36 protein-coding genes are annotated in these 24921 nt (G+C 58.6%); 2 read left to right on the top strand and 34 right to left on the bottom strand.

The genetic code is table 11. From position 1 onward, the window contains the following. Positions 1–5 precede the first annotated feature (5 nt). Entirely contained in the window at positions 6–791 is a 786-nt protein-coding gene (locus B4L76_RS23655) for a sulfite exporter TauE/SafE family protein (RefSeq protein ID WP_296235462.1), read from the bottom strand. Positions 792–822: 31 nt separating this feature from the next. Then, entirely contained in the window at positions 823–1848 is a 1026-nt protein-coding gene (locus B4L76_RS23650) for a TauD/TfdA family dioxygenase (RefSeq protein ID WP_296235461.1), read from the bottom strand. A gap of 443 nt (positions 1849–2291) precedes the next feature. Here B4L76_RS23650 and B4L76_RS23645 point away from each other — a divergent pair, with 443 nt between their 5' ends. Beyond that, positions 2292–3692: a PLP-dependent aminotransferase family protein gene (locus B4L76_RS23645; RefSeq protein WP_296235460.1), complete on the top strand. Its 1401-nt coding sequence runs from the start codon at positions 2292–2294 to the stop codon at positions 3690–3692. A gap of 170 nt (positions 3693–3862) precedes the next feature. On the opposite strand, the gene B4L76_RS23640 is transcribed toward B4L76_RS23645, so the two are convergent. Together B4L76_RS23640 and B4L76_RS23635 are read right to left on the bottom strand one after the other, a co-directional pair. Further along, positions 3863–4402, bottom strand: a complete 540-nt coding sequence (locus tag B4L76_RS23640) for a single-stranded DNA-binding protein (RefSeq protein ID WP_170027998.1) — start codon at positions 4400–4402, stop codon at positions 3863–3865. A gap of 9 nt (positions 4403–4411) precedes the next feature. Further along, positions 4412–5806 carry an MFS transporter gene (locus B4L76_RS23635; protein WP_296235459.1) on the bottom strand — a complete coding sequence of 465 codons (1395 nt, stop codon included), beginning with the start codon at positions 5804–5806 and terminating at the stop codon, positions 4412–4414. 129 nt (positions 5807–5935) lie between these two features. On the opposite strand from B4L76_RS23635, the gene uvrA reads away from it, so the two are divergent. Next, positions 5936–8770, top strand: a complete 2835-nt coding sequence (uvrA, locus tag B4L76_RS23630; RefSeq protein WP_296235458.1) for an excinuclease ABC subunit UvrA — start codon at positions 5936–5938, stop codon at positions 8768–8770. A 32-nt stretch (positions 8771–8802) separates the two neighbouring features. Here uvrA and bfr read toward each other — a convergent pair whose 3' ends face one another. The 30 genes from bfr to rpsJ all read right to left on the bottom strand — a co-directional run bounded on the left by bfr (position 8803) and on the right by rpsJ (position 24731). Next, the gene (bfr, locus tag B4L76_RS23625; protein WP_084857331.1) at positions 8803–9267 is read right to left on the bottom strand and encodes a bacterioferritin; all 465 of its coding nucleotides are present in this window, start codon (positions 9265–9267) and stop codon (positions 8803–8805) included. A gap of 163 nt (positions 9268–9430) precedes the next feature. Further along, positions 9431–10870: a catalase gene (locus B4L76_RS23620; protein WP_296235457.1), complete on the bottom strand. Its 1440-nt coding sequence runs from the start codon at positions 10868–10870 to the stop codon at positions 9431–9433. Positions 10871–11042: 172 nt separating this feature from the next. Then, positions 11043–11429 (bottom strand): 50S ribosomal protein L17, encoded by a 387-nt coding sequence (gene rplQ, locus B4L76_RS23615; RefSeq protein ID WP_003255451.1) that lies wholly within the window; start codon positions 11427–11429, stop codon positions 11043–11045. Positions 11430–11471: 42 nt separating this feature from the next. Further along, positions 11472–12473, bottom strand: a complete 1002-nt coding sequence (locus B4L76_RS23610; protein ID WP_003255452.1) for a DNA-directed RNA polymerase subunit alpha — start codon at positions 12471–12473, stop codon at positions 11472–11474. Between the two features lie 22 nt (positions 12474–12495). Beyond that, positions 12496–13116: a 30S ribosomal protein S4 gene (rpsD, locus tag B4L76_RS23605; protein WP_087503320.1), complete on the bottom strand. Its 621-nt coding sequence runs from the start codon at positions 13114–13116 to the stop codon at positions 12496–12498. Positions 13117–13131: 15 nt separating this feature from the next. Continuing rightward, positions 13132–13521: a 30S ribosomal protein S11 gene (rpsK, locus tag B4L76_RS23600; RefSeq protein ID WP_003255454.1), complete on the bottom strand. Its 390-nt coding sequence runs from the start codon at positions 13519–13521 to the stop codon at positions 13132–13134. An 18-nt stretch (positions 13522–13539) separates the two neighbouring features. Further along, positions 13540–13896: a 30S ribosomal protein S13 gene (rpsM, locus tag B4L76_RS23595; protein WP_003257112.1), complete on the bottom strand. Its 357-nt coding sequence runs from the start codon at positions 13894–13896 to the stop codon at positions 13540–13542. A 131-nt stretch (positions 13897–14027) separates the two neighbouring features. After that, complete coding sequence (gene rpmJ, locus B4L76_RS23590) at positions 14028–14144, bottom strand: 50S ribosomal protein L36 (RefSeq protein ID WP_002555468.1); 117 nt, start codon at positions 14142–14144, stop codon at positions 14028–14030. Positions 14145–14172: 28 nt separating this feature from the next. Next, entirely contained in the window at positions 14173–15504 is a 1332-nt protein-coding gene (gene secY, locus B4L76_RS23585; protein WP_003257108.1) for a preprotein translocase subunit SecY, read from the bottom strand. Continuing rightward, positions 15505–15939, bottom strand: coding sequence for a 50S ribosomal protein L15 (gene rplO, locus B4L76_RS23580; protein ID WP_170027994.1), 435 nt, complete (start codon positions 15937–15939; stop codon positions 15505–15507). A 3-nt stretch (positions 15940–15942) separates the two neighbouring features. Further along, positions 15943–16119 (bottom strand): 50S ribosomal protein L30, encoded by a 177-nt coding sequence (gene rpmD, locus B4L76_RS23575; RefSeq protein ID WP_028690238.1) that lies wholly within the window; start codon positions 16117–16119, stop codon positions 15943–15945. Between the two features lie 2 nt (positions 16120–16121). Continuing rightward, complete coding sequence (rpsE, locus tag B4L76_RS23570; RefSeq protein ID WP_003255465.1) at positions 16122–16622, bottom strand: 30S ribosomal protein S5; 501 nt, start codon at positions 16620–16622, stop codon at positions 16122–16124. A gap of 3 nt (positions 16623–16625) precedes the next feature. Further along, positions 16626–16976: a 50S ribosomal protein L18 gene (rplR, locus tag B4L76_RS23565; protein ID WP_009397496.1), complete on the bottom strand. Its 351-nt coding sequence runs from the start codon at positions 16974–16976 to the stop codon at positions 16626–16628. 10 nt (positions 16977–16986) lie between these two features. Next, a complete protein-coding gene (rplF, locus tag B4L76_RS23560; protein ID WP_170027993.1) occupies positions 16987–17520 on the bottom strand; it encodes a 50S ribosomal protein L6 in 534 nt (177 codons plus the stop codon). Positions 17521–17532: 12 nt separating this feature from the next. Continuing rightward, the gene (gene rpsH, locus B4L76_RS23555; RefSeq protein ID WP_009681971.1) at positions 17533–17925 is read right to left on the bottom strand and encodes a 30S ribosomal protein S8; all 393 of its coding nucleotides are present in this window, start codon (positions 17923–17925) and stop codon (positions 17533–17535) included. Between the two features lie 209 nt (positions 17926–18134). Beyond that, the gene (gene rpsN / locus B4L76_RS23550) at positions 18135–18440 is read right to left on the bottom strand and encodes a 30S ribosomal protein S14 (RefSeq protein ID WP_003255472.1); all 306 of its coding nucleotides are present in this window, start codon (positions 18438–18440) and stop codon (positions 18135–18137) included. 13 nt (positions 18441–18453) lie between these two features. Next, positions 18454–18993, bottom strand: coding sequence for a 50S ribosomal protein L5 (gene rplE / locus B4L76_RS23545; RefSeq protein WP_003257095.1), 540 nt, complete (start codon positions 18991–18993; stop codon positions 18454–18456). Positions 18994–19013: 20 nt separating this feature from the next. Continuing rightward, the gene (rplX, locus tag B4L76_RS23540) at positions 19014–19328 is read right to left on the bottom strand and encodes a 50S ribosomal protein L24 (RefSeq protein WP_013970637.1); all 315 of its coding nucleotides are present in this window, start codon (positions 19326–19328) and stop codon (positions 19014–19016) included. An 11-nt stretch (positions 19329–19339) separates the two neighbouring features. Next, on the bottom strand, positions 19340–19708 hold the full coding sequence (gene rplN / locus B4L76_RS23535; RefSeq protein WP_002555479.1) for a 50S ribosomal protein L14: 369 nt from the start codon (positions 19706–19708) through the stop codon (positions 19340–19342). Between the two features lie 23 nt (positions 19709–19731). Beyond that, a complete protein-coding gene (gene rpsQ, locus B4L76_RS23530; protein ID WP_008089812.1) occupies positions 19732–19998 on the bottom strand; it encodes a 30S ribosomal protein S17 in 267 nt (88 codons plus the stop codon). Between the two features lie 2 nt (positions 19999–20000). Then, positions 20001–20192 carry a 50S ribosomal protein L29 gene (gene rpmC / locus B4L76_RS23525; RefSeq protein ID WP_002555481.1) on the bottom strand — a complete coding sequence of 64 codons (192 nt, stop codon included), beginning with the start codon at positions 20190–20192 and terminating at the stop codon, positions 20001–20003. After that, positions 20192–20605: a 50S ribosomal protein L16 gene (gene rplP, locus B4L76_RS23520; RefSeq protein WP_003255479.1), complete on the bottom strand. Its 414-nt coding sequence runs from the start codon at positions 20603–20605 to the stop codon at positions 20192–20194. Before rplP ends, rpmC begins: the two co-directional genes overlap by 1 nt. Positions 20606–20617: 12 nt before the next feature. After that, positions 20618–21304, bottom strand: a complete 687-nt coding sequence (rpsC, locus tag B4L76_RS23515) for a 30S ribosomal protein S3 (protein ID WP_003255481.1) — start codon at positions 21302–21304, stop codon at positions 20618–20620. Positions 21305–21317: 13 nt separating this feature from the next. Further along, positions 21318–21650, bottom strand: a complete 333-nt coding sequence (gene rplV / locus B4L76_RS23510; RefSeq protein WP_003103908.1) for a 50S ribosomal protein L22 — start codon at positions 21648–21650, stop codon at positions 21318–21320. Between the two features lie 11 nt (positions 21651–21661). Next, the gene (rpsS, locus tag B4L76_RS23505) at positions 21662–21937 is read right to left on the bottom strand and encodes a 30S ribosomal protein S19 (RefSeq protein ID WP_003255482.1); all 276 of its coding nucleotides are present in this window, start codon (positions 21935–21937) and stop codon (positions 21662–21664) included. A gap of 16 nt (positions 21938–21953) precedes the next feature. Continuing rightward, positions 21954–22778 (bottom strand): 50S ribosomal protein L2, encoded by an 825-nt coding sequence (gene rplB, locus B4L76_RS23500; protein WP_015268750.1) that lies wholly within the window; start codon positions 22776–22778, stop codon positions 21954–21956. 14 nt (positions 22779–22792) lie between these two features. Then, entirely contained in the window at positions 22793–23092 is a 300-nt protein-coding gene (gene rplW, locus B4L76_RS23495) for a 50S ribosomal protein L23 (protein WP_003255484.1), read from the bottom strand. Continuing rightward, positions 23089–23691, bottom strand: coding sequence for a 50S ribosomal protein L4 (rplD, locus tag B4L76_RS23490; RefSeq protein WP_008089819.1), 603 nt, complete (start codon positions 23689–23691; stop codon positions 23089–23091). Before rplD ends, rplW begins: the two co-directional genes overlap by 4 nt. A gap of 12 nt (positions 23692–23703) precedes the next feature. After that, on the bottom strand, positions 23704–24339 hold the full coding sequence (rplC, locus tag B4L76_RS23485) for a 50S ribosomal protein L3 (RefSeq protein WP_003257089.1): 636 nt from the start codon (positions 24337–24339) through the stop codon (positions 23704–23706). An 80-nt stretch (positions 24340–24419) separates the two neighbouring features. Then, positions 24420–24731, bottom strand: coding sequence for a 30S ribosomal protein S10 (rpsJ, locus tag B4L76_RS23480; protein WP_003186070.1), 312 nt, complete (start codon positions 24729–24731; stop codon positions 24420–24422). Positions 24732–24921: the final 190 nt, after the last annotated feature.

Here is a 24921-nt window from a genome sequence, read left to right as displayed (position 1 = left end):
CGGGGTCAGGCCAGGTACTTCACGCCCAGGCTGGTGAACAGGCAGAGCATCGAGAACACCAGCACCTTGCGCACCACTTCGTTGCCCTTGCGCAGGGCCAGGGCGCTGCCCAGGTGGTTGCCGAGGATGTTGCAGGCCACCAGCGGCAACGCCAGCAGGTAGACGACCTTGCCGGCCATGATGAAGGCCACCAGGGCGCCGATGTTGGATGCAAAGTTGAAGGTCTTGGAGTTGGCCGAGCTGGAGACCAGGTCCATGCGCAGCAGGTAATGGAAGGCGATGATGAACATGCTGCCGGTTCCAGGACCGAAGAAACCGTCGTAGAAGCCGATGGCCAGGCAGGTCAGCGGGACCACGGTGAACAGCATGCGCGATGACAGCTCGCGCTCCTCGACTGGGCGATCCTTCGGTGTGAGGAAGATGAGGATGCCGAAGGGAATCAGCGCCAGGATGATCTTGCCTACAGTTTCCTGGGAGATCGACACGATCAGGTGCGCCCCCAGGTAGGCTCCGAGCAGCGAGAACGGGACGCCGACCAGCGCCACCTGCCAGACCATCCTGCTGTTGGCCAGGAAGTTGCGGATAGCAGCCAGCGTGCCGAGGGTACTCACCAGTTTTTCCTGGCCGAGGGCCACTTGCGGTGGCATGCCGACCAACAGAAAGCCCGGCACCAGGAACAACCCGCCGCCCCCGGCGATGCTGTCGACGAAGCCCGCGACGAAGGCGATTGCGCCGAGCATGAGGATGGCCAGTAACCAGTGTTCCGCCCAGAAAGCGCCTAACAGTTCCATAACAATACTTCCATCGAGTCAGTAAAAGGGATCAGGAAAGAACTTCGTAGAGATGGTCAGCCCGGGCGAAGTGCACCCGGTTCAGGTCGTTGACTGCGAACAGGCGCAACAGCCAGCGGTCGGCGCCATCGTTCTGCGGCTCGAAGCCATCGCGGGCATGCAGCACGCGCTGGTTCTTGAAGATCATGAAATCGCCTGGCAGCAGCAGGTGCGGTTCATCGAAGCGGCGGGTTTCCAGCACGCTGCGCAGGCTGCCCAGGGCCTGCTCGGCACGCAGGTTCAGGCCGTGGGTGTTCTCGCTGTCGAAGCGGCACAGCCATTCGCCCGCATGGCCACGCGCCAGAACGGGCAACTCTGCGGTGCAACGGCGTTTGCCGGTAAACGAGTCCGGGCGGCGGATTTCGAACTGCGGCAGGCACAGCTCACGCACGACCGATGCGGGCAGCGCCTGGACCACTGCATCGAGGTTGACCAGCGTGGTGCTGATGCGTGGGTCACAGCGCATGCCGAAGAACGACAGGTACTCAGGGCAGCAGGAAGCGCTACCGAGTGGCTCTGAAGACAGGGGCAGATCCGGGTTATCCACATGGTAGGAAAATCGCAGTCGCGAACCGTGGGAGCTCTTGTGGCTGGACGAATTGCGCGACGGGATGACATGGCGGAAAAGGCGGCCATCGTTCTCCCCTTCGTACACGACCGGGTTGATGCCCATCAGGCTCTGCATGGTCAGGGTGACCAGGCAGGCAATGGGCGTGCTGCGTGGGCTGAGCACTCCCGAATAAGGCGTGGGCGGGATGTCCCGGTCGCGAGGGCAGTTGCGTACGATCATGCCGGTGAGGTGCGGGTCTTCGACAAAGCTACGGATCCGTTGGCACAGCGCCTTCCCCAGTACTTCCTGCGCCTGGTCCTTGAGCTGTGGATAAAGGTCTTTGCTCGTCTCGAAATCGAGCGGGGTGTTGTTCAGCAGGGTTTGCCAGGCGCTGGAGATGACCCAGGGCAGGCGAATCTCCAATGAGGTCTGAGGCTCGGCCCCTTGTTGCAGGTGTGCGCTTTCCATTTCGAGTGATATTCCGTTGAGCTGGCTTGAGGCCGTCGGTGTGGTGCTAAGCCGGGCAGAGGCGGCTGACGTTGTATTTTTTTGAAGCCGTTCACAGCTGTGCGATGCAGCGCAGAAAGCCGCTGGAGGCCTTTACACATTGCATCGACTCAATAATTGTAATTAGAAAACTTGAGTCGATTCAATTCATTTCCGCAAATGCAAAATTCGCTGATTGCATCGACTCAATCAAATTATTGATTTCAAAAGTTTTCTGTGTGATGAGGCGAGCGTCGCTTGCCCTTCAGAAGCGGTGGGCGCCTTCGCGAACGCTCAGCCAATATCGCAGCAGACAAACCCCAACCGCATCAATCGGTGCAATTTGCGCGTACGAAAACACAATTACTTCCATCAGACCTTTCGTGCTAGGCTTCCGCGTTCTCGCAGATTCTGGTGCCATTTCTATGTGGGTTCCTCACTACAGCGACCTGGCGCAGCCGGTCTACCTGATGATTGCCGACGCCTTGGAGCAGGACATTGGCAGTGGCCGGCTGGTGGCTGGCGAACGCTTGCCGACGCTCAAGGACCTGGCCGAAGCCCTGAACGTGACCCCCGGGACCATCGGCCGCGCCTATGACGAAGCCGCCAAGCGCGGCCTGGTGGTGGGTGAAGTCGGTCGCGGTACGTTCGTACTCCAGCAACGGCAGCTGCAAGGCGCTGCCCCTGTGCCGGCCGCACCATCGAAGCCCGCAACCGCCCAGCGTGAAAGCGGCCAGATCGACTTGTCGATCATCAAGCCCAACGATGCCCACATGACCGACTGGCTGCGCGGGGCCATAAACGAGCTGGCCGCCTCGCCAGACCTGGGGCAAGTGCTCGATTACGTTACCGAGGGCGGCCACGCGACCCACAAGCAGGCCGGTGCCGCCTGGATCCAGCGCTGGCTACCCGAGGCGCGCTGGCAGCAGGTGGTGCTGACTTCAGGGGCGCAACACGGCCTGCTGGTGGCCATCAGCAGCCTGTCGAAAAGCGGTGATGTGGTGCTGTGCGAATCTTTCTGCTACCCAGGCATAATTTCCCTGGCCCACAGCATGGGTCGCCGCCTGCGCGGCGTGGCCATGGACGAGTACGGCCTTGTTCCCGAAGCATTGCGCGCAGCCTGCCTGGAGCATCGCCCGTCGCTGCTGGTGTGCGTCACCACCCACCAGAACCCGACCAACTCGATCATGCCCCACGCACGGCGCCAGGCCATCGCCGAGATCGCCCGCGAGTTCGATTTGTTCATCGTTGATGACGACATCTACGGCTTCCTCGAGCCCGCACCGGACTACCAGCCAGTGGCCGCCTATGCGCCCGAGCGCTCGGTGTACCTCACCAGCCTGTCCAAGAGTGTGCTGCCGGCGCTGCGTATTGGCTACCTGTACGCCCCACCGCAAACCCTTTCGCGGCTATCGTCGATGGTACGCAGCAGCGTCTGGATGCCATCCCCGTTGATGGCGCAACTGGCCAGTAACCTGATCAACAGCGGCATGGCCGACCAGTTGGTGCGGGTACAGCAGGACGAAGCTGCAGCGCGCCAGCAAATGGCGCGGGAAATTCTTGGCAGGTACAAGATCCGCAGCCAGCCGAACAGCTTCCACATCTGGCTGGAACTACCGGAACCGTGGACCAGCGACGAATTCGCCAACCTGGCGCGCAACAACGGCGTCACGGTCGTCAGCGGCAGCCAGTTCCTGCCAGAACGCAGCCACGCCACCTGCGGCGTCCGTATTGCCTTGATGGCCCCCAAGCGCGAGGAACTGGGGTTTGCCCTGACCAAGTTGGTCAGTTTGCTGGACTCGCCGGAACCGCGGTTGTTTTATTGAACCGGACCAGATTGGCATTGCAGCGTCATTTACCCAACCAGGAGTAGAGAGGAACTTCAGAAATCTCTGATACTCCAGGTTAGCTCTTCCTAAAGCCTCGGGTTCGCTCGAAAAAAACCCAAGGCAACTGCCTTGGGTTTTTAGTCTTTCCAGCTGCTTAACGGCTCTGATCAGAACGGAATATCGTCATCGAAGCTGTCGAAGTCAGCGGCCGGTTGCGGTGCTGGCTGCTGCGGCGCCGGGCGCTGCGGAGCCTGTTGCGGGCGCGGGGCCTGCTGGCGTGGGGCCTGGTTGTACTGCTGCTGGCCACCGCCATAGTTGCCGCCAGCTTGATTGTACGGGTCACCGCCCTGCTGCTGGCCCTGCGGACGCCCGCCGAGCAGCTGCATGGTGCCGTTGATATCGACGATGATCTCGGTAGTGTAGCGCTTGATACCGTCTTTTTCCCACTCGCGGGTCTGCAGCTTGCCTTCGATGTAGCACTGCGAACCCTTGCGCAGGTACTCGCCGGCGATTTCGGCAACCTTGCCGAACAGCGACACGCGGTGCCACTCGGTACGCTCGACCTTCTGGCCCGACTGCTTGTCGGTCCACTGCTCGCTGGTAGCCAGGCTCAGGTTGGTCACGGCGTTACCGTTGGGCAGGTAGCGGACTTCGGGATCCTGGCCACAGGTGCCGACCAGAATGACTTTGTTAACCCCACGGGCCATAACGTTCTCCTAGGCTTCGCACGCCGAAGAGGCCGGGTTCACCAGGCGCTCGAGGGTCGTACGGTCCAAAATTTTCGTATCCAGTTTGATATAGATGGCGGCTTCTTCTGCCACCACGACGGCGTCGGTCACGCCCGGTACGGCCATCAGACGTTCGGTCAGGCCGGCTTCCCGGACTGCCTCTGGCGTCAGCGGCATGCGCAGGCTGGTCACATAAGGTGGCTCGTTCATGCGCAAGGCGACGAGCAACCAGATGGCACACAGTACCGCACAACCGAGGAACACCGTGTTCAGCCCGCCGTGCTGGAACAACCAGCCACCTAGGATTCCTCCCAGCGCGGCACCGAGGAACTGGCTGGTGGAGTAAACCCCCATTGCCGTTCCCTTGCCACCTGCAGGCGACACCTTGCTCACCAGCGAAGGCAGCGATGCCTCCAGCAGGTTGAATGCAGTAAAGAATACCACGGTGCCAACCACCAGTCCGCGCAAACCGTCAGCCCACTCCCAGAAGTATATCTCCGTCAGCAGCAGGACACTCACCGCACCGGCCAGCACGCGCTTCATCTTGCGCTTTTTTTCGCCATAGATGATGAACGGGACCATTGCAAAAAATGAGATGAACAGCGCGGTCAGGTACACCCACCAGTGCTGCTCCTTCGGCAGGCCGCCGCGCTCGACGAAGGCAAGGGGCAGCGCGACGAAGCTGGCCATGAGGATGGCATGCAGGATGAAAATGCTGGCGTCCAGGCGCAGCAGGTCCGGATGGCGCAGGGTCGGGCCGATCGCCTGGCGAGCCACCCCCGACTCGCGGTGCTGCAGGATGCTGTGGGTGTTGGGCACGACAAAGGCGATCAGCAGGATACCCACCAAGGCAAGTCCTGCCGTGGCCAGGAATAATCCTGACAAGCCAAAGGCACTTGTCAGTAACGGGCCGACGACCATGGCAACGGCAAACGACAGGCCGATGCTCATGCCGATCATGGCCATGGCCTTGGTTCGGTGTTGCTCGCGGGTAAGGTCGGACAGCAGTGCCATGACCGCAGCGGAAATCGCCCCGGCGCCCTGCAGGATACGTCCGGCGATCACCCCCCAGATGGAGTCGGCCTGGGCCGCCAGGACACTACCCAGGGCAAAGATGACCAACCCCAGGTAAATCACCGGCCGGCGGCCGATGCGGTCGGAAATCATGCCGAACGGAATCTGCAATACGGCCTGGGTGAGGCCATAGGCACCAATGGCCAGGCCGATCAATGCAGGTGTGGCACCGGCCAGGTCCATGCCGTAGGTGGCCAGCACCGGCAAGACCATGAACATGCCCAGCATACGAAAGGCAAAGACCAGGGCCAGGCCGCCAGCGGCGCGGGTTTCGCCGCCACTCATGCGTTCGTTGTGGGTGTCGTGCATGGATTAATCTCGTGTGAACCGGCGGCGATTCTATCAGTCCGACAGCTTGACGGCATCTACGCGACGCTTTGCCGCGTACTGGCAGCGCGCCGTATACTTCCTTGTTTATGCCCGCCGAGCGAGGCCGCAGTGGACAAGATCCTGATTCGTGGGGCACGCACCCACAACCTGAAGAACATTGACCTGACCCTGCCCCGGGACAAGCTGATCGTGATCACCGGCCTGTCCGGTTCGGGCAAGTCATCCCTGGCATTCGACACCCTCTACGCCGAAGGCCAGCGTCGCTATGTGGAATCGCTGTCGGCCTATGCCCGGCAGTTCCTGTCGATGATGGAAAAGCCCGACGTCGACACCATCGAAGGCCTGTCGCCGGCCATTTCCATCGAGCAGAAGTCGACCTCGCACAACCCCCGTTCCACGGTCGGCACCATCACCGAAATCTACGACTACCTGCGTCTGTTGTATGCCCGCGTCGGGACCCCACGCTGCCCGGACCACGATATCCCGCTGGAGGCGCAAACGATCAGCCAGATGGTCGACTTGGTGCTGGAGCGCCCGGAAGGCAGCAAGCTGATGCTGCTGGCCCCGGTGGTGCGTGAGCGCAAGGGCGAGCATCTGGCGGTGTTCGACGAACTGCGCGCCCAGGGCTTCGTCCGGGCACGGGTCAACGGCAAGCTCTACGAACTCGATGAGCTTCCCAAGCTGGACAAGCAGAAGAAGCACAGCATCGACGTGGTAGTCGACCGCTTCAAGGTGCGCAGCGACCTGCAGCAACGCCTGGCCGAGTCGTTCGAGACTGCACTCAAGCTGGCCGATGGCATCGCCCTCGTGGCGCCGATGGATGACGAACCTGGCGAAGAAATCATTTTCTCCGCACGCTTCGCCTGCCCGGTCTGCGGCCATGCCATCAGCGAGCTGGAACCGAAGCTGTTCTCCTTCAACAACCCTGCAGGCGCCTGCCCGACCTGTGATGGCCTGGGGGTCAAGCAGTTCTTCGACACCAAGCGCCTGGTCAACGCCGAGCTCACCCTGGCCGAAGGCGCGATCCGCGGCTGGGACCGGCGCAACGTTTACTACTTCCAGATGCTGGGCTCGCTGGCCGCGCATTATGGCTTCAGCCTGGAGGAGCCGTTCGGCGAGCTCTCGGCCGAACACCAGAAGGTAATTCTGCAGGGCAGTGGCAAGCAGAGTGTCGACTTCAAGTACCTCAACGACCGGGGTGATATCGTCAAGCGCTCGCACCCCTTCGAAGGCATCGTGCCAAACCTCGAACGGCGCTATCGCGAAACCGAGTCGGCTACCGTGCGTGAAGAGCTGGCCAAGTTCCTCGGCACCCAGCCCTGCCCGGATTGCCGCGGCACTCGCCTGCGCCGCGAAGCGCGCCATGTTTGGGTGGGCGAAAAGACCCTGCCGGCGGTGACCAACCTGCCGATCGGTGAAGCCAGCAACTACTTCGGCGACCTGACCCTGACCGGTCGCCGTGGCGAAATCGCCGCGAAGATCCTCAAGGAAATCTGCGAACGCCTGCAGTTCCTGGTCAACGTGGGCCTCGACTATCTCACCCTCGACCGCAGCGCCGACACCCTCTCTGGTGGCGAGGCACAGCGTATTCGCCTGGCCAGCCAGATCGGCGCCGGCCTGGTAGGGGTGATGTATATCCTTGATGAGCCGTCCATCGGCCTTCATCAACGTGACAACGACCGCCTGCTGGCCACACTCAACCACCTGCGCGACCTCGGCAACACGGTGATCGTGGTGGAACACGACGAGGACGCCATCCGCCTGGCCGACTACGTCGTGGACATCGGCCCGGGCGCCGGCGTGCATGGCGGCAAGATCGTCGCCGAAGGCACGCCGCAGGATGTCATGGCTCACCCCGACTCGCTGACTGGCAAGTACCTGTCCGGGCGCAAGAAGATCGTCGTGCCGGCCAAGCGCACGCCGCGCAACAAGAAGCTGCAACTCAAGCTCAAGGGCGCACGTGGCAACAACCTGCAGAACGTCGACCTGGAAATCCCGATCGGCTTGCTGACCTGCGTGACCGGGGTATCCGGCTCGGGCAAGTCGACGCTCATCAACAATACCTTGTTCCCACTGGCCGCCACCGCCCTGAATGGCGCGAGCAGCCTGGAGGCTGCGCCGCACAGCAGCATGGATGGCCTGCAACACCTGGACAAGGTAGTAGATATCGACCAGAGCCCGATTGGCCGTACCCCACGTTCGAACCCGGCAACCTACACCGGCATTTTCACGCCTATCCGCGAGTTGTTCGCTGGCGTTCCGGAATCGCGCTCACGCGGTTATGGCCCCGGACGTTTCTCGTTCAACGTCAAGGGCGGCCGTTGCGAAGCCTGCCAGGGCGACGGCCTGATCAAGGTGGAGATGCACTTCCTGCCGGACATCTACGTGCCCTGCGACGTGTGCAAGAGCAAGCGATACAACCGCGAAACGCTGGAAATCAAGTACAAGGGCAAGAACATCCACGAAGTGCTGGAAATGACCATCGAGGATGCACGCGAGTTCTTCGACGCAGTTCCGGCGCTGGCGCGCAAGCTGCAGACCTTGATGGACGTGGGGTTGTCCTACATCAAGCTGGGGCAGTCGGCGACTACGCTGTCGGGTGGCGAGGCACAGCGGGTGAAACTGTCGCGCGAGCTGTCCAAGCGTGACACCGGCAAGACCCTCTACATCCTCGACGAGCCGACCACGGGCCTGCATTTTGCCGATATCCAGCAGTTGCTGGACGTGCTCCATCGCCTGCGCGACCACGGCAATACCGTGGTGGTGATCGAGCACAACCTGGACGTGATCAAGACTGCGGACTGGCTGGTGGACCTGGGACCAGAGGGAGGTTCGAAAGGCGGGCAGATCATTGCCTGCGGTACGCCGGAAGAACTGAGCGAAATGAAGCAGTCCTATACCGGGCATTACCTGAAACCGCTTCTGGAGCGGGATCGGGCTTGAGGGAACCGGGGGCGCGCGGCGCCCCCGGAATATTACATCTGCGACTGCAGGTAGTTCTCGAGGCCAATGGCTTTGATCAACCCCTGCTGCTTTTCCAGCCAGTAGGTGTGATCTTCTTCGGTATCGGCCAACTGCGCGCGCAGGATGTCGCGGCTGACGTAATCCTTGTGCAACTCGCACAGTTCGATGCCTTTGCACAGCGCGGCGCGCACCTTGTACTCGAGCTTGAGATCCGCCTCGATCATTTCCGGTACGGTGCTGCCTACCTCCAGATCGTCCGCGCGCATGTCCGGTGTGCCTTCGAGCATGAGGATACGCCGCATCAGGGCGTCGGCATGTTGCGTCTCTTCTTCCATCTCGTGATTGATGCGCTCGTAGAGCTTGGACAGGCCCCAATCTTCGTACATACGCGAGTGAATGAAGTACTGGTCGCGCGCAGCCAGTTCGCCCTTCAACAGCGTGACGAGATAGTTGATTACGTCCGGGTGGCCTTGCATCGCCCTGTTTCTCCATGTGAAAACGTCTATGCCACATAGTGTGAACCAGCTTTTGCCTGCGGTCACTGAGAAATGCGCAATAACAAGCAAAAAAACGGCTAAACAGTAGTGATATTCATTGAAAAACCGCCCAAATGAGGGCGGTTCTTCTTATCACTTCGACTCAGGCAAGCTCGATGCCCAGAGCCTTGGCCACTCCTTCACCGTAGGCCGGATCGGCCTTGAAGAAGTACTGCAGCTGGCGCTGGATCACGTCCCGGCTTACCCCGGCCATGGCCCCGGCGATGTTGTTGATCAGCAGGGCTTTCTGTTCATCGTCCATGAGACGGAACAGAGCACCGGCGTGGCTGTAGTAATCGCTGTCCTCACGGTGGTCGTAGCGGCCGGCCGCCCCTTCCAGAGCCAGGGCTGGCTCAGCATGCCGTGGCGATTGCTTTGGCGCCTCGCTGTAGCTGTTGGGCTCATAGTTCGGCGCGCTACCGTAGTTGCCGGTCGCCATCGAGCCATCGCGCTGATAGCTGTTGACCGGGCAACGCGGCGCGTTCACCGGCAATTGCTGATGGTTGGTACCCACTCGGTAGCGGTGCGCATCAGCGTAGGCGAATACACGACCTTGCAGCATGCGGTCCGGCGACAGACCAACACCCGGCACCATGTTGCTTGGGCCAAAGGCAGCCTGCTCGACTTCGGCGAAGTAGTTCAGCGGGTTGCGGTTGAGTTCAAGCACACCCACCTCGATCAGCGGATAGTCCTTTTGCGACCAGGTCTTGGTCACATCGAAGGGGTTCTCTTCACGTCTGGCAGCCTCGGCTTCGCTCATCACCTGGATACATACCGTCCAACGCGGGTAATCGCCGCGCTCGATGGCCTCGTAGAGATCGCGCTGGGCGTAATCCGGATCAGTACCGGCCAGGCGTGCGGCATCTGCCGGAGCCAGGTTCTTGATCCCTTGCTGGGTCTTGAAATGCCATTTGACCCAGGTACGTTGCCCCGCGGCATTGATCAGGCTGTAGGTATGGCTGCCAAAGCCATGCATGTGGCGATAACCATCCGGAATGCCGCGGTCAGAGAACAGGATGGTGACCTGGTGCAGTGCCTCGGGGGAGTGCGACCAGAAGTCCCACATCATTTGCGCATTTTTCAGGTTGGTCTGCGGGTGGCGCTTCTGCGTGTGGATGAAGTCGGGGAACTTCAGCGGGTCGCGGATGAAAAACACCGGCGTATTGTTGCCCACGATGTCCCAGTTGCCTTCCTCGGTGTAGAACTTCACGGCAAAGCCACGCGGATCGCGCTCGGTATCGGCAGAGCCACGCTCACCACCTACGGTGGAAAAGCGCAGGAAAGTCTCGGTCTGCTTGCCGACTTGTTCAAACAGCTTGGCACTGGTGTAACCAGTAATATCGCGGGTAACGGTAAAGGTGCCGTAGGCGCCCGAACCCTTGGCGTGTACGCGCCGCTCCGGGATGTTCTCCCGGTTGAAATGAGCAAGTTTCTCGATCAGGTGGAAGTCGTCGAGCAACAGCGGACCACGGGGGCCGGCGGAACGGGAATTCTGGTTGTCGGCTACAGGGGCACCGCTGGCGGTGGTCAGAATCTTGCTCATGGGCTCTCCATATCGGTCTTCAAGCGCCGGGTGACCGGCTTTGGAGAGAGTATCGACGAGCATCGTTACAGGAACAAATTCATTAAATGTCTTATATCAATAGAAATAGACAATACATGTAGAAACAAAAAACCGGGCACTAGGCCCGGTTCCTTGTAGCAGACAGAACGTCTTACTCAGCAGCTTCTACAGCACCGCCGACCGGACGATCAACCAGCTCGACATACGCCATAGGCGCGTTGTCGCCAGCGCGGAAACCGCACTTCAGGATGCGCAGGTAGCCGCCCTGACGGGTGGCATAACGCTTGCCCAGGTCGTTGAACAGCTTGCCAACAGCGGACTTCGAACGGGTACGGTCGAAGGCCAGACGGCGGTTAGCTACGCTGTCTTCCTTGGCCAGGGTGATCAGCGGCTCGGCAACGCGGCGCAGTTCCTTGGCTTTCGGCAGGGTGGTTTTGATCAGCTCGTGCTCGATCAGCGACACTGCCATGTTCTGGAACATAGCCTTGCGGTGAGAGCTGGTACGGCTCAGGTGACGTCCACTTTTACGATGACGCATGATTCATTCCTTACCAAACACTACGTTCGGTGATTACGACGATCAGGCGGTCGCCTTGTCGTCTTTCTTAAGACTTGCAGGCGGCCAGTTGTCGAGGCGCATGCCGAGAGACAGACCACGAGAGGCCAGCACGTCCTTGATTTCAGTCAGGGACTTCTTGCCCAGGTTAGGAGTCTTCAACAGCTCTACTTCGGTACGCTGAATCAGGTCGCCGATGTAGTAGATGTTCTCCGCCTTGAGGCAGTTGGCCGAACGTACAGTCAGTTCCAGGTCATCAACCGGACGCAGCAGGATCGGATCGATCTCGTCTTCCTGCTCGACTACGACAGGCTCGCTGTCACCTTTGAGGTCGACGAACGCGGCCAGCTGCTGTTGCAGGATGGTCGCGGCGCGGCGGATAGCCTCTTCAGGGTCCAGGGTGCCGTTGGTTTCCAGATCAATGACCAGCTTGTCCAGGTTGGTACGCTGTTCAACACGGGCGTTCTCGACCACATAGGCGATACGACGCACCGGGCTGAACGAAGCGTCCAGCTGCAGACGGCCAATGCTACGGCTTTCGTCTTCGTCGGTTTGACGGGAGTCGGCCGGCTCGTAACCACGACCACGAGCTACGGTGAGCTTCATGTTCAGGGCGCCGTTCGACGCCAGGTTCGCGATTACGTGATCGGGGTTGACGATCTCGACATCGTGATCCAGCTGAATATCGGCAGCGGTAACCACCCCCGAACCCTTTTTCGACAAGGTCAGCGTAACTTCGTCACGACCGTGCAGCTTGATAGCCAGGCCTTTCAGGTTCAACAGGATTTCAATGACGTCTTCCTGTACACCTTCGATCGCGGAGTACTCGTGGAGTACGCCATCGATCTCGGCCTCGACTACCGCACAGCCAGGCATGGAGGACAACAGGATGCGGCGCAGCGCGTTGCCCAGGGTATGGCCGAAACCACGCTCGAGAGGCTCGAGCGTGATCTTGGCGCGGGTCGGACTGACTACCTGCACATCAATGTGGCGGGGAGTCAGGAACTCATTTACCGAAATCTGCATGGATGCACCTATTTTCTAGCCCTTACTTGGAGTAGAGCTCGACAATCAGGTTCTCGTTGATGTCGGCAGACAGGTCGCTGCGAGCAGGAACGTTCTTGAAAACGCCCGACTTTTTAGCAGCATCCACATCAACCCACTCAACGCGGCCACGCTGGGCGCACAGTTCAAGGGCTTGAACAATGCGCAGCTGGTTCGACGACTTCTCGCGAACCGCGACCACGTCACCCGGACGAACTTGGTAGGATGGAATGTTCACAGTCTTACCGTTGACGCTGATCGCTTTGTGCGAAACCAGCTGACGGGATTCGGCGCGAGTCGAACCGAAGCCCATACGGTAGACGACGTTATCCAGACGGCACTCGAGCAGTTGCAGCAGGTTCTCACCGGTTGCGCCTTTTTTCGAGGCTGCAGCCTGGTAGTAACCGCGGAACTGACGCTCCAGAACACCATAGATACGACGAACTTTTTGCTTCTCGCGCAGCTGGGTACCGTAGTCGGACTGACGGCCACGGCGCTGGCCGTGGATACCTGGGGCTGCTTCGATGTTGCACTTCGATTCCAGAGCGCGAACGCCGCTCTTCAGGAACAGGTCAGTGCCTTCACGGCGAGACAGTTTGCATTTTGGACCAATGTAACGTGCCATTTATCTGTCTCCTGATTACACGCGACGCTTCTTCGGCGGACGGCACCCGTTGTGCGGGATTGGCGTCACGTCGGTGATGCTGGCGATCTTGTAGCCGCAGCTGTTCAGTGCACGAACGGCGGACTCACGACCTGGACCTGGACCCTTGACGTTTACGTCGAGGTTCTTCAGACCGTATTCCAGCGCAGCTTGACCAGCACGCTCAGCAGCGATCTGGGCTGCGAACGGGGTGGATTTGCGCGAACCACGGAAACCCGAACCACCGGAGGTCGCCCAGGACAAAGCGTTGCCCTGACGGTCGGTGATGGTCACGATGGTGTTGTTGAAAGAGGCATGGATGTGGGCGATGCCATCAACCACTGTCTTTTTGACTTTCTTACGAGGACGAGCAGCAGGTTTTGCCATGTCTATATTCCTGGGCGATTACTTGCGGATCGGCTTACGCGGGCCCTTACGGGTGCGTGCGTTGGTCTTGGTGCGCTGACCGCGAACCGGCAGACCTTTACGATGGCGCAGGCCGCGGTAGCAACCCAGGTCCATCAAGCGCTTGATCTTCATGTTGATGTCACGACGCAGGTCACCTTCGGTGGTGAACTTCGCGACTTCGCCACGCAGGGTTTCGATTTGCTCGTCGCTCAGATCCTTGATCTTAGCGGCTGGGTTTACACCAGCGTCTGCACAGATCTTCTGTGCAGTAGTGCGACCGACACCATAGATGTAGGTCAGCGAGATAACAGCATGCTTGTTATCTGGAATGTTGACGCCTGCAATACGGGCCATTCAGTGGGACTCCAATTGACAGCTACCTACGCCCCGGAAGCCAAGAAATAGGGCGCGAGATAATATCGCTGTAGAAACGAATAATCAACCCAGCAGCACACTAGCTGCTGGGTTTGAAGCGCAGATCACACTCAGCCTTGGCGCTGTTTGTGACGCGGTTCCGCGCTGCAGATCACTCGTACGACGCCTTCGCGACGGATGATCTTGCAGTTACGGCACAGCTTTTTCACCGATGCACGAACTTTCATTACCGACTCCTCGAACCTTAGGGGCGTATCAGCGCAGCAGACCGCTGCCACCATAGCCTTTCAGGTTGGCTTTCTTCATCAGGGATTCGTACTGGTGCGAAACGAGGTGCGATTGTACTTGGGACATGAAGTCCATCACAACCACTACCACAATCAGCAACGAGGTCCCGCCAAGGTAGAACGGCACATTTGCTGCCACCACCAGGAACTGGGGCAGAAGGCAGACGGCCATCATGTAAAGAGCACCGAACATGGTCAGACGGGTCAGAACGCCATCAATGTAGCGCGCCGACTGCTCACCAGGACGGATACCCGGAATAAAGGCACCGGACTTCTTCAGGTTTTCCGCTACGTCTTTCGGGTTGAACATCAAAGCTGTGTAGAAGAAGCAGAAGAAAATGATCCCTGCACTAAACAGCAGAATGTTCAACGGCTGACCAGGAGCGATCGACTGCGAGATGTCCTGCAGCCAGCCCATACCTTCGGACTGACCGAACCAGGCACCCAGCGAAGCCGGGAACAGCAGAATGCTGCTCGCGAAAATGGCTGGGATAACCCCGGCCATGTTCACCTTCAGCGGCAGGTGGCTGGTCTGCGCAGCGAAGACCTTGCGGCCCTGCTGACGCTTGGCGTAGTGAACGGCGATACGACGCTGACCACGCTCAATGAACACCACGAAGCCGATAATCGCTACTGCCAGCAAACCGATAGCGACCAGGGCGAAAATATTGATATCGCCTGTGCGTGCAGACTCGAAAGACTGCCCGATTGCTCTCGGAAGACCGGCAACGATACCTGCGAAAATCAACATCGAGATACCGTTGCCCACACCGCGCTCGGTGATCTGCTCGCCCAGCCACATCATGAACATCGCGCCTGCCACGAAGGTGGAGACAGCAACGACATGGAAGCCCAGGCCTACAGAAAACGCCACGCCCTGGTTGGCCAGGCCAATGGACATGCCAATGGCTTGAACCAGTGCCAGGATAACGGTGCCGTAGCGGGTGTACTGGCTGATCTTGCGACGGCCAGCTTCACCTTCCTTCTTCAACTGCTCCAGCTGCGGGCTGACCGCCGTCATCAGTTGCATGATGATCGATGCCGAGATGTACGGCATGATCCCCAGCGCAAAGATGCTCATGCGCTCGAGCGCGCCGCCGGAAAACATGTTGAACAAGCTAAGAATGGTCCCCTCATTCTGCCGAAACAGATCCGCCAGACGGTCTGGATTGATGCCAGGAACCGGGATATGCGCACCTATCCGATAGACGATGATCGCCATGAACAGAAAGCGCAGACGAGCCCAGAGTTCCGACATCCCGCCCTTACCGAGCGAAGAGAGAGCACCTTGCTTAGCCATTTATTCCTCGAACTTGCCGCCAGCTGCTTCGATAGCCGCACGCGCACCCTTGGTGGCTGCGATACCCTTGATGGTGACTGCGCGAGTGACTTCGCCAGACAGCATGATTTTCACGCGCTGTACGTTCTGGCCGATCACGTTGGCATCCTTCAGGGATTGCACGGAGATCACGTCGCCTTCCACCTTGGCCAGCTCGGACAGACGCACTTCAGCGCGGTCCATGGCCTTCAGGGATACGAAGCCGAACTTCGGCAGACGACGGTGCAGCGGCTGTTGACCGCCTTCGAAGCCCGGAGCGATGGTGCCACCGGAACGGGAGGTCTGACCTTTGTGACCACGGCCACCAGTCTTGCCCAAACCGCTACCGATACCACGACCCGGACGATGCTTCTCGCGACGGGAACCCGGCGCTGGACTCAGATCATTGAGTTTCATCGATTAACCCTCGACCTTCAGCATGTAGTAAGCCTTGTTGATCATCCCGCGGTTCTCGGGAGTATCCTGGACTTCTACAGTGTGACCGATGCGACGCAGACCCAGGCCTTTAACGCACAGTTTGTGGTTAGGCAGACGGCCGGCAGTGCTCTTGATCAGCGTTACTTTTACGGTTGCCATGATCAGAAGATCTCCTCAACGCTCTTGCCGCGCTTGGCAGCAATGGATTCAGGAGATTGCATGGCTTTCAGACCCTTGAAGGTGGCGTAAACCACGTTCACAGGGTTGGTCGAACCGTAGCACTTGGCCAGAACGTTCTGAACACCAGCAACTTCCAGGACAGCACGCATTGCGCCACCGGCGATGATACCGGTACCTTCCGAAGCAGGCTGCATGTAAACCTTCGAGGCGCCGTGGGCAGCCTTGGTGGCGTACTGCAGGGTGGTGCCCTTCAGGTCTACCTGGATCATGTTGCGGCGAGCAGCTTCCATAGCCTTCTGGATCGCGGCAGGTACTTCGCGCGACTTGCCACGGCCGAAGCCAACACGACCTTTGCCATCACCTACCACGGTCAGCGCGGTGAAGGTGAAGATACGGCCGCCTTTTACGGTTTTGGCAACGCGGTTAACTTGAACCAGCTTCTCGATGTAGCCTTCGTCGCGCTTTTGATCGTTATTTGCCATAACTTAGAACTCCAGCCCGCCTTCACGAGCAGCATCAGCCAGCGCCTTGACGCGGCCGTGGTACTTGAAGCCGGAACGGTCAAAGGCAACTTGAGATACACCGGCGGCTTTCGCACGCTCAGCTACCAGCTTGCCAACCTTAGTGGCCGCGTCGATGTTGCCAGTGGCGCCATCACGCAGTTCTTTGTCCAAGGTCGAGGCGCTTGCCAGAACCTTGCTGCCGTCGGCCGAAATGACCTGGGCGTAGATGTGCTGCGAGGAGCGGAACACGCACAGGCGCACGACTTCGAGTTCGTGCATCTTGAGGCGTGCTTTGCGAGCGCGACGCAGTCGAGTAACTTTTTTGTCGGTCATTTGCTAGGCCCTACTTCTTCTTGGCTTCTTTACGACGGACTACTTCGTCCGCGTAACGCACACCCTTGCCTTTGTAAGGCTCTGGCGGACGGAAGTCGCGGATTTCAGCGGCCACCTGACCCACCAGCTGCTTGTCGATACCCTTGATCAGGATGTCGGTCTGGCTTGGGGTTTCAGCGGTGATACCGGCTGGCAGTTCGTAGTCCACTGGGTGCGAGAAGCCCAGAGCCAGGTTCAGGACGGTGCCCTTGGCCTGTGCCTTGTAACCAACACCGATCAGCTGGAGCTTGCGCTCGAAGCCTTGGCTTACGCCCTGGACCATGTTGTTCACCAGAGCGCGGGTGGTACCGGCCATGGCGCGAGCTTGCTGGTCACCGTTGCGAGCAGCGAAACGCAGCTCACCAGCTTCTTCGGTAACTTCAACAGACGAGTGAACGTTCAGTTCGAGAGTGCCTTTGGCACCCTTCACCGAAAGCTGCTGGCCGGCGAATTTGACTTCGACGCCTGCTGGCAGCTTAACGGGGTTCTTAGCGACGCGAGACATGCCTATCTCCCCTTAGAACACTGTGCACAGAACTTCGCCGCCGACACCGGCAGCGCGCGCAGCGCGATCAGTCATCACACCTTTGTTGGTGGAGACGATAGACACGCCCAGGCCGCCACGTACTTTCGGCAGCTCTGCGACGGACTTGTACTGGCGCAGGCCTGGACGGCTGGAGCGCTTCAGCTCCTCGATGACCGGACGGCCTTCGAAGTACTTCAGTTCGATCGACAGGGAAGGCTTGGCCTCACCAGTTACCTGGTAGCCAGCGATGTAACCTTCGTCCTTCAGAACTTTGGCAACCGCGACCTTCAGGGTGGAGGAAGGCATGCTTACGACGGACTTTTCAGCCATCTGGGCATTACGGATGCGAGTTAGCATGTCCGCTAACGGGTCCTGCATACTCATGGGCTAGATGCTCCTGATACAAGAATTATTAGCCTTGCGGCTATCACAACCACCCGAGCAGGCAGGGCAAAAAACCCAGGCTCAGGTGAGCCGGTCATTCTAGACACAAGGCAGAAACGAAACAAGCCCCATATAGGGGCTTGTTTGTTGGCGAGGTCACCGGCGGTCGGAAGATTACCCCCCTTCCACCGGGATCACACCGGCAGCGATTACCAGGAGGCCTTGACCAGACCCGGTACGTCACCGCGCATTGCAGCTTGACGCAGCATGTTACGGCCCAGGCCGAACTTACGGTATACACCGTGAGGACGACCGGTCAGGCGGCAACGGTTGCGCAGGCGCGAAGCGCTAGCGTCACGTGGCTGCTTCTGCAGAGCGACAACGGCAGCGAAACGCTCTTCAGGAGAAGCGTTCAGGTTGACGATGGTCGCTTTCAGCTCAGCACGCTTCTTAGCGAACTTGGCTACCGTGAGCTGACGCTTCAGCTCGCGGTTTTTCATGCTCTTCTTGGCCATTTTCCTACTCCAATCAGTTGCGGAACGGGAACTTGAAAGCACGCAGCAGAGCGCGGCCTTCGTCATCCGAACGAGCAGTGGTGGTCAGGGTGATGTCCAAACCGCGCAGAGCATCGATCTTGTCGTAATCGATTTCCGGGAAGATGATCTGCTCTTTCACGCCCATGCTGTAGTTGCCACGGCCATCGAAGGACTTGGCATTCAGGCCGCGGAAGTCGCGTACCCGAGGCAGGGAGATCGCCAGCAGGCGGTCCAGGAATTCGTACATCTTGTCGCGACGCAGGGTCACCTTGACGCCGATCGGCCAGCCCTCACGGACTTTGAAGCCCGCGATGGATTTACGAGCGAAAGTCACGACCGGCTTTTGACCGGTGATCTTTTCCAGGTCGGCAACAGCGTGCTCGATGACTTTCTTGTCGCCGATCGCTTCGCCCAGACCCATGTTCAGGGTGATCTTGGTAACGCGCGGAACTTCCATCACGTTCGACAGCTTAAGTTCTTCCTTAAGCTTAGGAGCGATTTCGTTCCGGTAAATCTCTTTCAGTCGTGCCATGGTCTTCTACCTAGCAGTGTTCAAGCATCAACCGCTTTTTGGGTCGACTTGAAGACACGAATTTTTTTACCGTCTTCTACTTTGAAACCAACGCGGTCAGCCTTGTTGGTTTCGCCGTTGAAGATGGCAACGTTGGAAGCGTGCAGAGGCGCTTCTTTCTCGACGATACCGCCCTGTACGCCCGCCATCGGGTTAGGCTTGGTATGACGCTTGACCAGGTTCACACCACCAACAACCAGACGGTTATCAGCCAGAACCTTCAGCACCTTACCGCGCTTACCCTTGTCTTTGCCGGCGATCACGATGATCTCGTCGTCACGACGAATCTTTTGCATGTCGGATCTCCTTACAGCACTTCAGGGGCGAGCGAGACGATCTTCATGAACTTCTCGGTACGAAGCTCACGGGTCACTGGCCCGAAGATGCGAGTGCCGATCGGCTCTTGCTTGTTGTTCAGCAGAACAGCAGCGTTGCCGTCGAAACGAATGATGGAACCGTCGGCGCGACGAACACCGTGACGGGTGCGGACGACAACAGCGGTCATCACCTGGCCTTTCTTGACCTTGCCGCGCGGAATTGCTTCCTTGACGGTTACTTTGATGATGTCACCGATGCCGGCGTAACGGCGGTGCGAACCGCCGAGTACCTTGATGCACATGACGCGACGAGCGCCGCTGTTATCGGCCACATCGAGCATGGATTGAGTCTGAATCATAAAATTTCTCCGACCCTTAGCCCTTAGACTTCAACAGCGCGTTCGAGGACTTCAACCAGTGCCCAGGACTTGGTCTTGGCCAGCGGACGGGTTTCACGGATGGAAACCTTGTCGCCGATCTTGCACTGGTTGGATTCGTCGTGCGCGTGCAGCTTAGTCGAACGCTTAACGTATTTACCGTAGATCGGGTGCTTTACGCGACGCTCGATCAGAACGGTGATGGTCTTGTCCATTTTGTCGCTGACGACACGGCCAGTCAGCGTACGGACGGTTTTTTCAGCTTCAGCCATGATCACTTACCTGCCTGCTGGTTGAGCACAGTTTTCACGCGAGCGATGTCACGCTTAACTTGCGAGAGCAGGTGCGACTGCCCCAACTGGCCAGTTGCTTTCTGCATACGCAGATTGAACTGGTCGCGCAGCAAGCCGAGCAGTTGCTCATTCAGTTGCTGTGCCGATTTTTCACGAAGTTCATTCGCTTTCATCACATCACCGTCCGCTTAACAAAGGAGGTGGCGAGAGGCAGCTTTGCAGCAGCCAGGGCGAAAGCTTCGCGCGCCAGCTCTTCAGAAACACCTTCGATTTCATACAGGACTTTGCCTGGCTGAATCTGGGCAACCCAGTATTCCACGGAGCCCTTACCTTTACCCATACGAACCTCGAGAGGCTTCTTGGAGATCGGCTTGTCCGGGAACACACGGATCCAGATCTTGCCGCCACGCTTAACGTGACGGGTCAGCGCACGACGTGCGGACTCGATCTGGCGAGCGGTGAGGCGACCGCGAGCAACAGCTTTCAGGGCGAACTCGCCGAAGCTGACTTTGCTACCGCGCAGTGCCAGACCACGGTTGTGGCCAGTCATCTGCTTGCGGAATTTTGTACGCTTTGGTTGCAACATTTGGCGTACCCCTTACTTAGCAGCTTTTTTACGAGGCGCTGGTGCTTGTGGTTTCAGTTCTTCTTGGCGACCACCAATCACTTCGCCTTTGAAGATCCAAACCTTCACACCGATCACACCGTAAGTGGTGTGAGCTTCGTAGGTGTTGTAGTCGATATCGGCACGCAGGGTGTGCAGAGGCACACGACCTTCGCGATACCACTCGGTACGAGCAATCTCAGCACCGCCGAGACGACCGCTCACCTGGATCTTGATGCCCTTGGCACCAATACGCATGGCGTTCTGTACGGCGCGCTTCATGGCGCGACGGAACATTACGCGGCGTTCCAGCTGCTGAGCTACGCTCTGCGCAACCAGCATGGCGTCGAGTTCCGGCTTGCGGATCTCTTCGATGTTGATGTGCACAGGCACACCCATCTGCTTGGTCAGGTCCTGACGCAGCTTCTCGACATCTTCACCTTTCTTGCCGATAACGATACCGGGACGAGCGGTGTGGATGGTGATGCGTGCAGTTTGAGCCGGACGATGAATATCGATACGGCTTACGGACGCGCTTTTTAGTTTGTCCTGGAGGTACTCACGCGTTTTCAGATCCTTCAACAGGTAATCTGCGTAAGTAGCACCGTCTGCGTACCAGACGGAGGTGTGCTCCTTGACGATTCCCAGGCGAATGCCAGTGGGATGTACTTTCTGACCCATCTGATCGACTCCGTTACTTGTCCGCAACCTTGACAGTGATATGGCAAGACCGCTTGACGATGCGATCAGCACGGCCCTTGGCACGTGGCATGATGCGCTTCAGCGAACGCCCTTCGTTGACGAAGACGGTGGAGACCTTCAGGTCATCAACGTCTGCGCCTTCGTTGTGTTCGGCGTTGGCTACGGCCGACTCGAGGACTTTCTTCATGATTTCAGCGGCTTTTTTGCTGCTGAAGGCCAACAGGTTGAGCGCTTCGCCCACCTTCTTCCCGCGGATCTGGTCGGCGACCAAGCGGGCTTTCTGGGCGGAGATGCGAGCGCCCGACAACTTAGCGGCTACTTCCATTTCCTTACCCCTTAACGCTTGGCTTTCTTGTCAGCCACGTGCCCGCGGTAGGTGCGGGTACCGGCGAACTCGCCCAGTTTGTGGCCGACCATGTCTTCGTTCACCAGAACTGGGACATGTTGACGACCGTTGTGTACCGCGATGGTCAGACCGACCATTTGTGGCAGGATCATCGAACGGCGCGACCAGGTTTTAACTGGCTTGCGATCGTTCTTCTCCACCGCCACTTCGACCTTCTTCAGCAGGTGAAGATCGATAAAAGGACCTTTTTTCAGAGAACGTGGCACTGTCGTATCCCTCTAGTTACTTGCGACGACGGACGATCATGTTGTCGGTACGCTTATTACCACGGGTCTTCGCACCCTTGGTTGGGAAGCCCCATGGCGATACCGGATGACGACCACCGGAGGTACGACCTTCACCACCACCATGCGGGTGGTCAACCGGGTTCATGGCAACACCACGAACGGTTGGGCGAACGCCGCGCCAGCGTTTGGCACCAGCTTTACCCAGCGAGCGCAGGCTGTGCTCGGAGTTCGAGACTTCGCCCAGGGTCGCACGGCATTCAGCCAGGACTTTACGCATTTCACCAGAGCGCAGACGCAGGGTCACGTAGACACCTTCGCGAGCGATCAGCTGAGCCGAAGCACCAGCGGAACGAGCGATCTGAGCACCCTTACCCGGCTTCAGTTCGATGCCGTGAATGGTGCTACCTACTGGAATGTTGCGCAGCTGCAGGGAGTTACCGGCCTTGATTGGGGCCAGGGCACCTGCGATCAGCTGATCGCCAGCACTCACGCCTTTAGGGGCGATGATGTAGCGACGCTCACCGTCTGCGTAGCACAGCAGGGCGATGTGAGCAGTACGGTTCGGGTCGTATTCGATACGCTCGACAGTGGCTGGAATGCCATCTTTGTCGTTGCGACGGAAGTCGACCAGACGGTAATGCTGCTTGTGACCACCACCAACGTGACGAGTGGTAATGCGGCCATTGTTGTTACGACCACCAGACTTCGATTTCTTCTCGATCAGCGGTGCGTGAGGAGCGCCTTTGTGCAGCTCCTGGTTGACCACCTTGACCACGAAACGGCGGCCAGGGGAAGTCGGTTTGCATTTAACGATTGCCATGATGCACCCCTTCCTTACTCAGCACTGCTGCTGAAATCGAGATCTTGGCCTGGCTGAAGGGAGACGATCGCCTTCTTCCAGTCATTACGCTTGCCCAGACCACGTGCGGTACGCTTGGTTTTACCCAGAACGTTAACAGTCGACACGTTTTCAACTTTTACGTTGAACAGGCCTTCGACAGCTTTCTTGATTTCCAGCTTGGTTGCATCGGTAGCAACCTTGAATACGAACTGGCCTTTTTTCTCAGCCAGAACGGTAGCCTTCTCGGAAACGTGCGGGCCAAGGAGGACTTTGAATACGCGTTCCTGGTTCATCCCAGCAGCTCCTCGAATTTCTTCACGGCCGAGACAGTGATCAACACTTTCTCGTATGCGATCAGACTGACCGGGTCGGAACCTTGTACGTCACGTACGTCGACGTGCGGCAGGTTGCGAGCAGCCAGGTACAGGTTCTGATCAACAGCGTCGGAAACGATCAGTACGTCGTTCAGACCCATGCCGTTCAGCTTGTTCAGCAGATCTTTGGTTTTCGGTGCTTCGACAGCGAAGTCCTGAACCACGACCAGACGGTCGCTACGCACCAGCTCAGCGAGGATGGAGCGCAGGGCTGCGCGGTACATCTTCTTGTTGAGCTTCTGCGAGTGATCTTGAGGGCGAGCTGCGAAGGTGACACCACCGCCACGCCAGATCGGACCACGAGTGGTACCAGCACGAGCACGGCCAGTACCCTTCTGACGCCATGGGCGCTTACCGCCACCAGCCACGTCGGAACGGGTCTTCTGCTGCTTGGTGCCCTGACGGCCGCCGGCCATGTAGGCCACGACTGCTTGGTGTACCAGCGTCTCGTTGAATTCGCCACCGAAAGTCAGTTCGGAAACTTCGATCGCCTGAGCGTCATTTACATTGAGTTGCATGTCAGTTTCCCCTTAACCGCGAGCCTTGACAGCTGGACGTACAACCACGTCGCCGCCAGTAGCGCCTGGAACGGCACCCTTGACCAGCAGCAGGTTGCGTTCAGCGTCTACGCGAACAACTTCCAGGGACTGAACAGTCACGCGCTCGGCGCCCATGTGACCGGACATTTTCTTGCCCTTGAACACACGACCAGGAGTCTGGCACTGGCCGATGGAACCTGGGACACGGTGCGACACGGAGTTACCGTGGGTGTTGTCCTGGCCACGGAAGTTCCAGCGCTTGATGGTACCGGCGAAGCCTTTACCTTTGGACTGACCAGTAACGTCTACCAGCTGGCCTGCAGTGAAGAGTTCAGCTTTGATCAGATCGCCAGCCTGGAAATCGCCTTCTTCAAGACGGAACTCCCAGACACCGCGACCAGCGGCAACGTTGGCCTTGGCGAAGTGGCCTGCCTGAGCGGCAGTCACACGCGAAGCACGACGCTCGCCGACAGTGACTTGCACTGCACGGTAGCCATCGGTTTCTTCAGTTTTGAACTGGGTGACGCGATTCGGCTCGATCTCGATGACCGTGACCGGAATGGAGACACCTTCTTCGGTGAAAATGCGGGTCATACCGCACTTGCGACCGATTACACCAATAGTCATGTTGTAAACCTCATGAGTGTACGGGGCTTTCACCCGCTATGGCCGCCCATTTCAGAGCGTTACACGACCAGACCGAAGTCTTAGCCGAGGCTGATCTGTACTTCCACACCTGCCGCCAGATCGAGCTTCATCAGCGCGTCAACGGTTTTATCCGTTGGCTGGACGATGTCCAGAACACGCTTATGAGTACGGATCTCGTACTGGTCACGCGCGTCTTTGTTGACGTGCGGGGAAACCAGAACGGTGAAACGCTCTTTGCGGGTAGGCAGTGGAATTGGACCACGCACTTGTGCACCAGTACGTTTCGCGGTTTCCACGATTTCCTGGGTGGATTGGTCGATCAGGCGATGGTCGAAAGCCTTCAACCTGATACGGATTTGCTGATTTTGCATTGGATTTCAGACTCCAGGCTGTTCCCAACGGACGCACTACGCCCGCTAAAAGGAGGCGTGATTCTATAGACGCCCCCATTTAGTGTCAACCCAATAAAAAAAACCCCCGCTGAGCGGGGGTTTTTTCAATCGGTCGAGTGATTACTCGATGATTTTGGCTACGACGCCAGCGCCGACGGTACGACCGCCT

Origin of the sequence: Pseudomonas sp. UBA4617, from assembly GCF_002386445.1 — a bacterium.
In the GTDB taxonomy this organism is placed as follows: Bacteria; Pseudomonadota; Gammaproteobacteria; order Pseudomonadales; family Pseudomonadaceae; genus Aquipseudomonas.
This window is presented reverse-complemented; position numbering and strand designations above follow the sequence as displayed.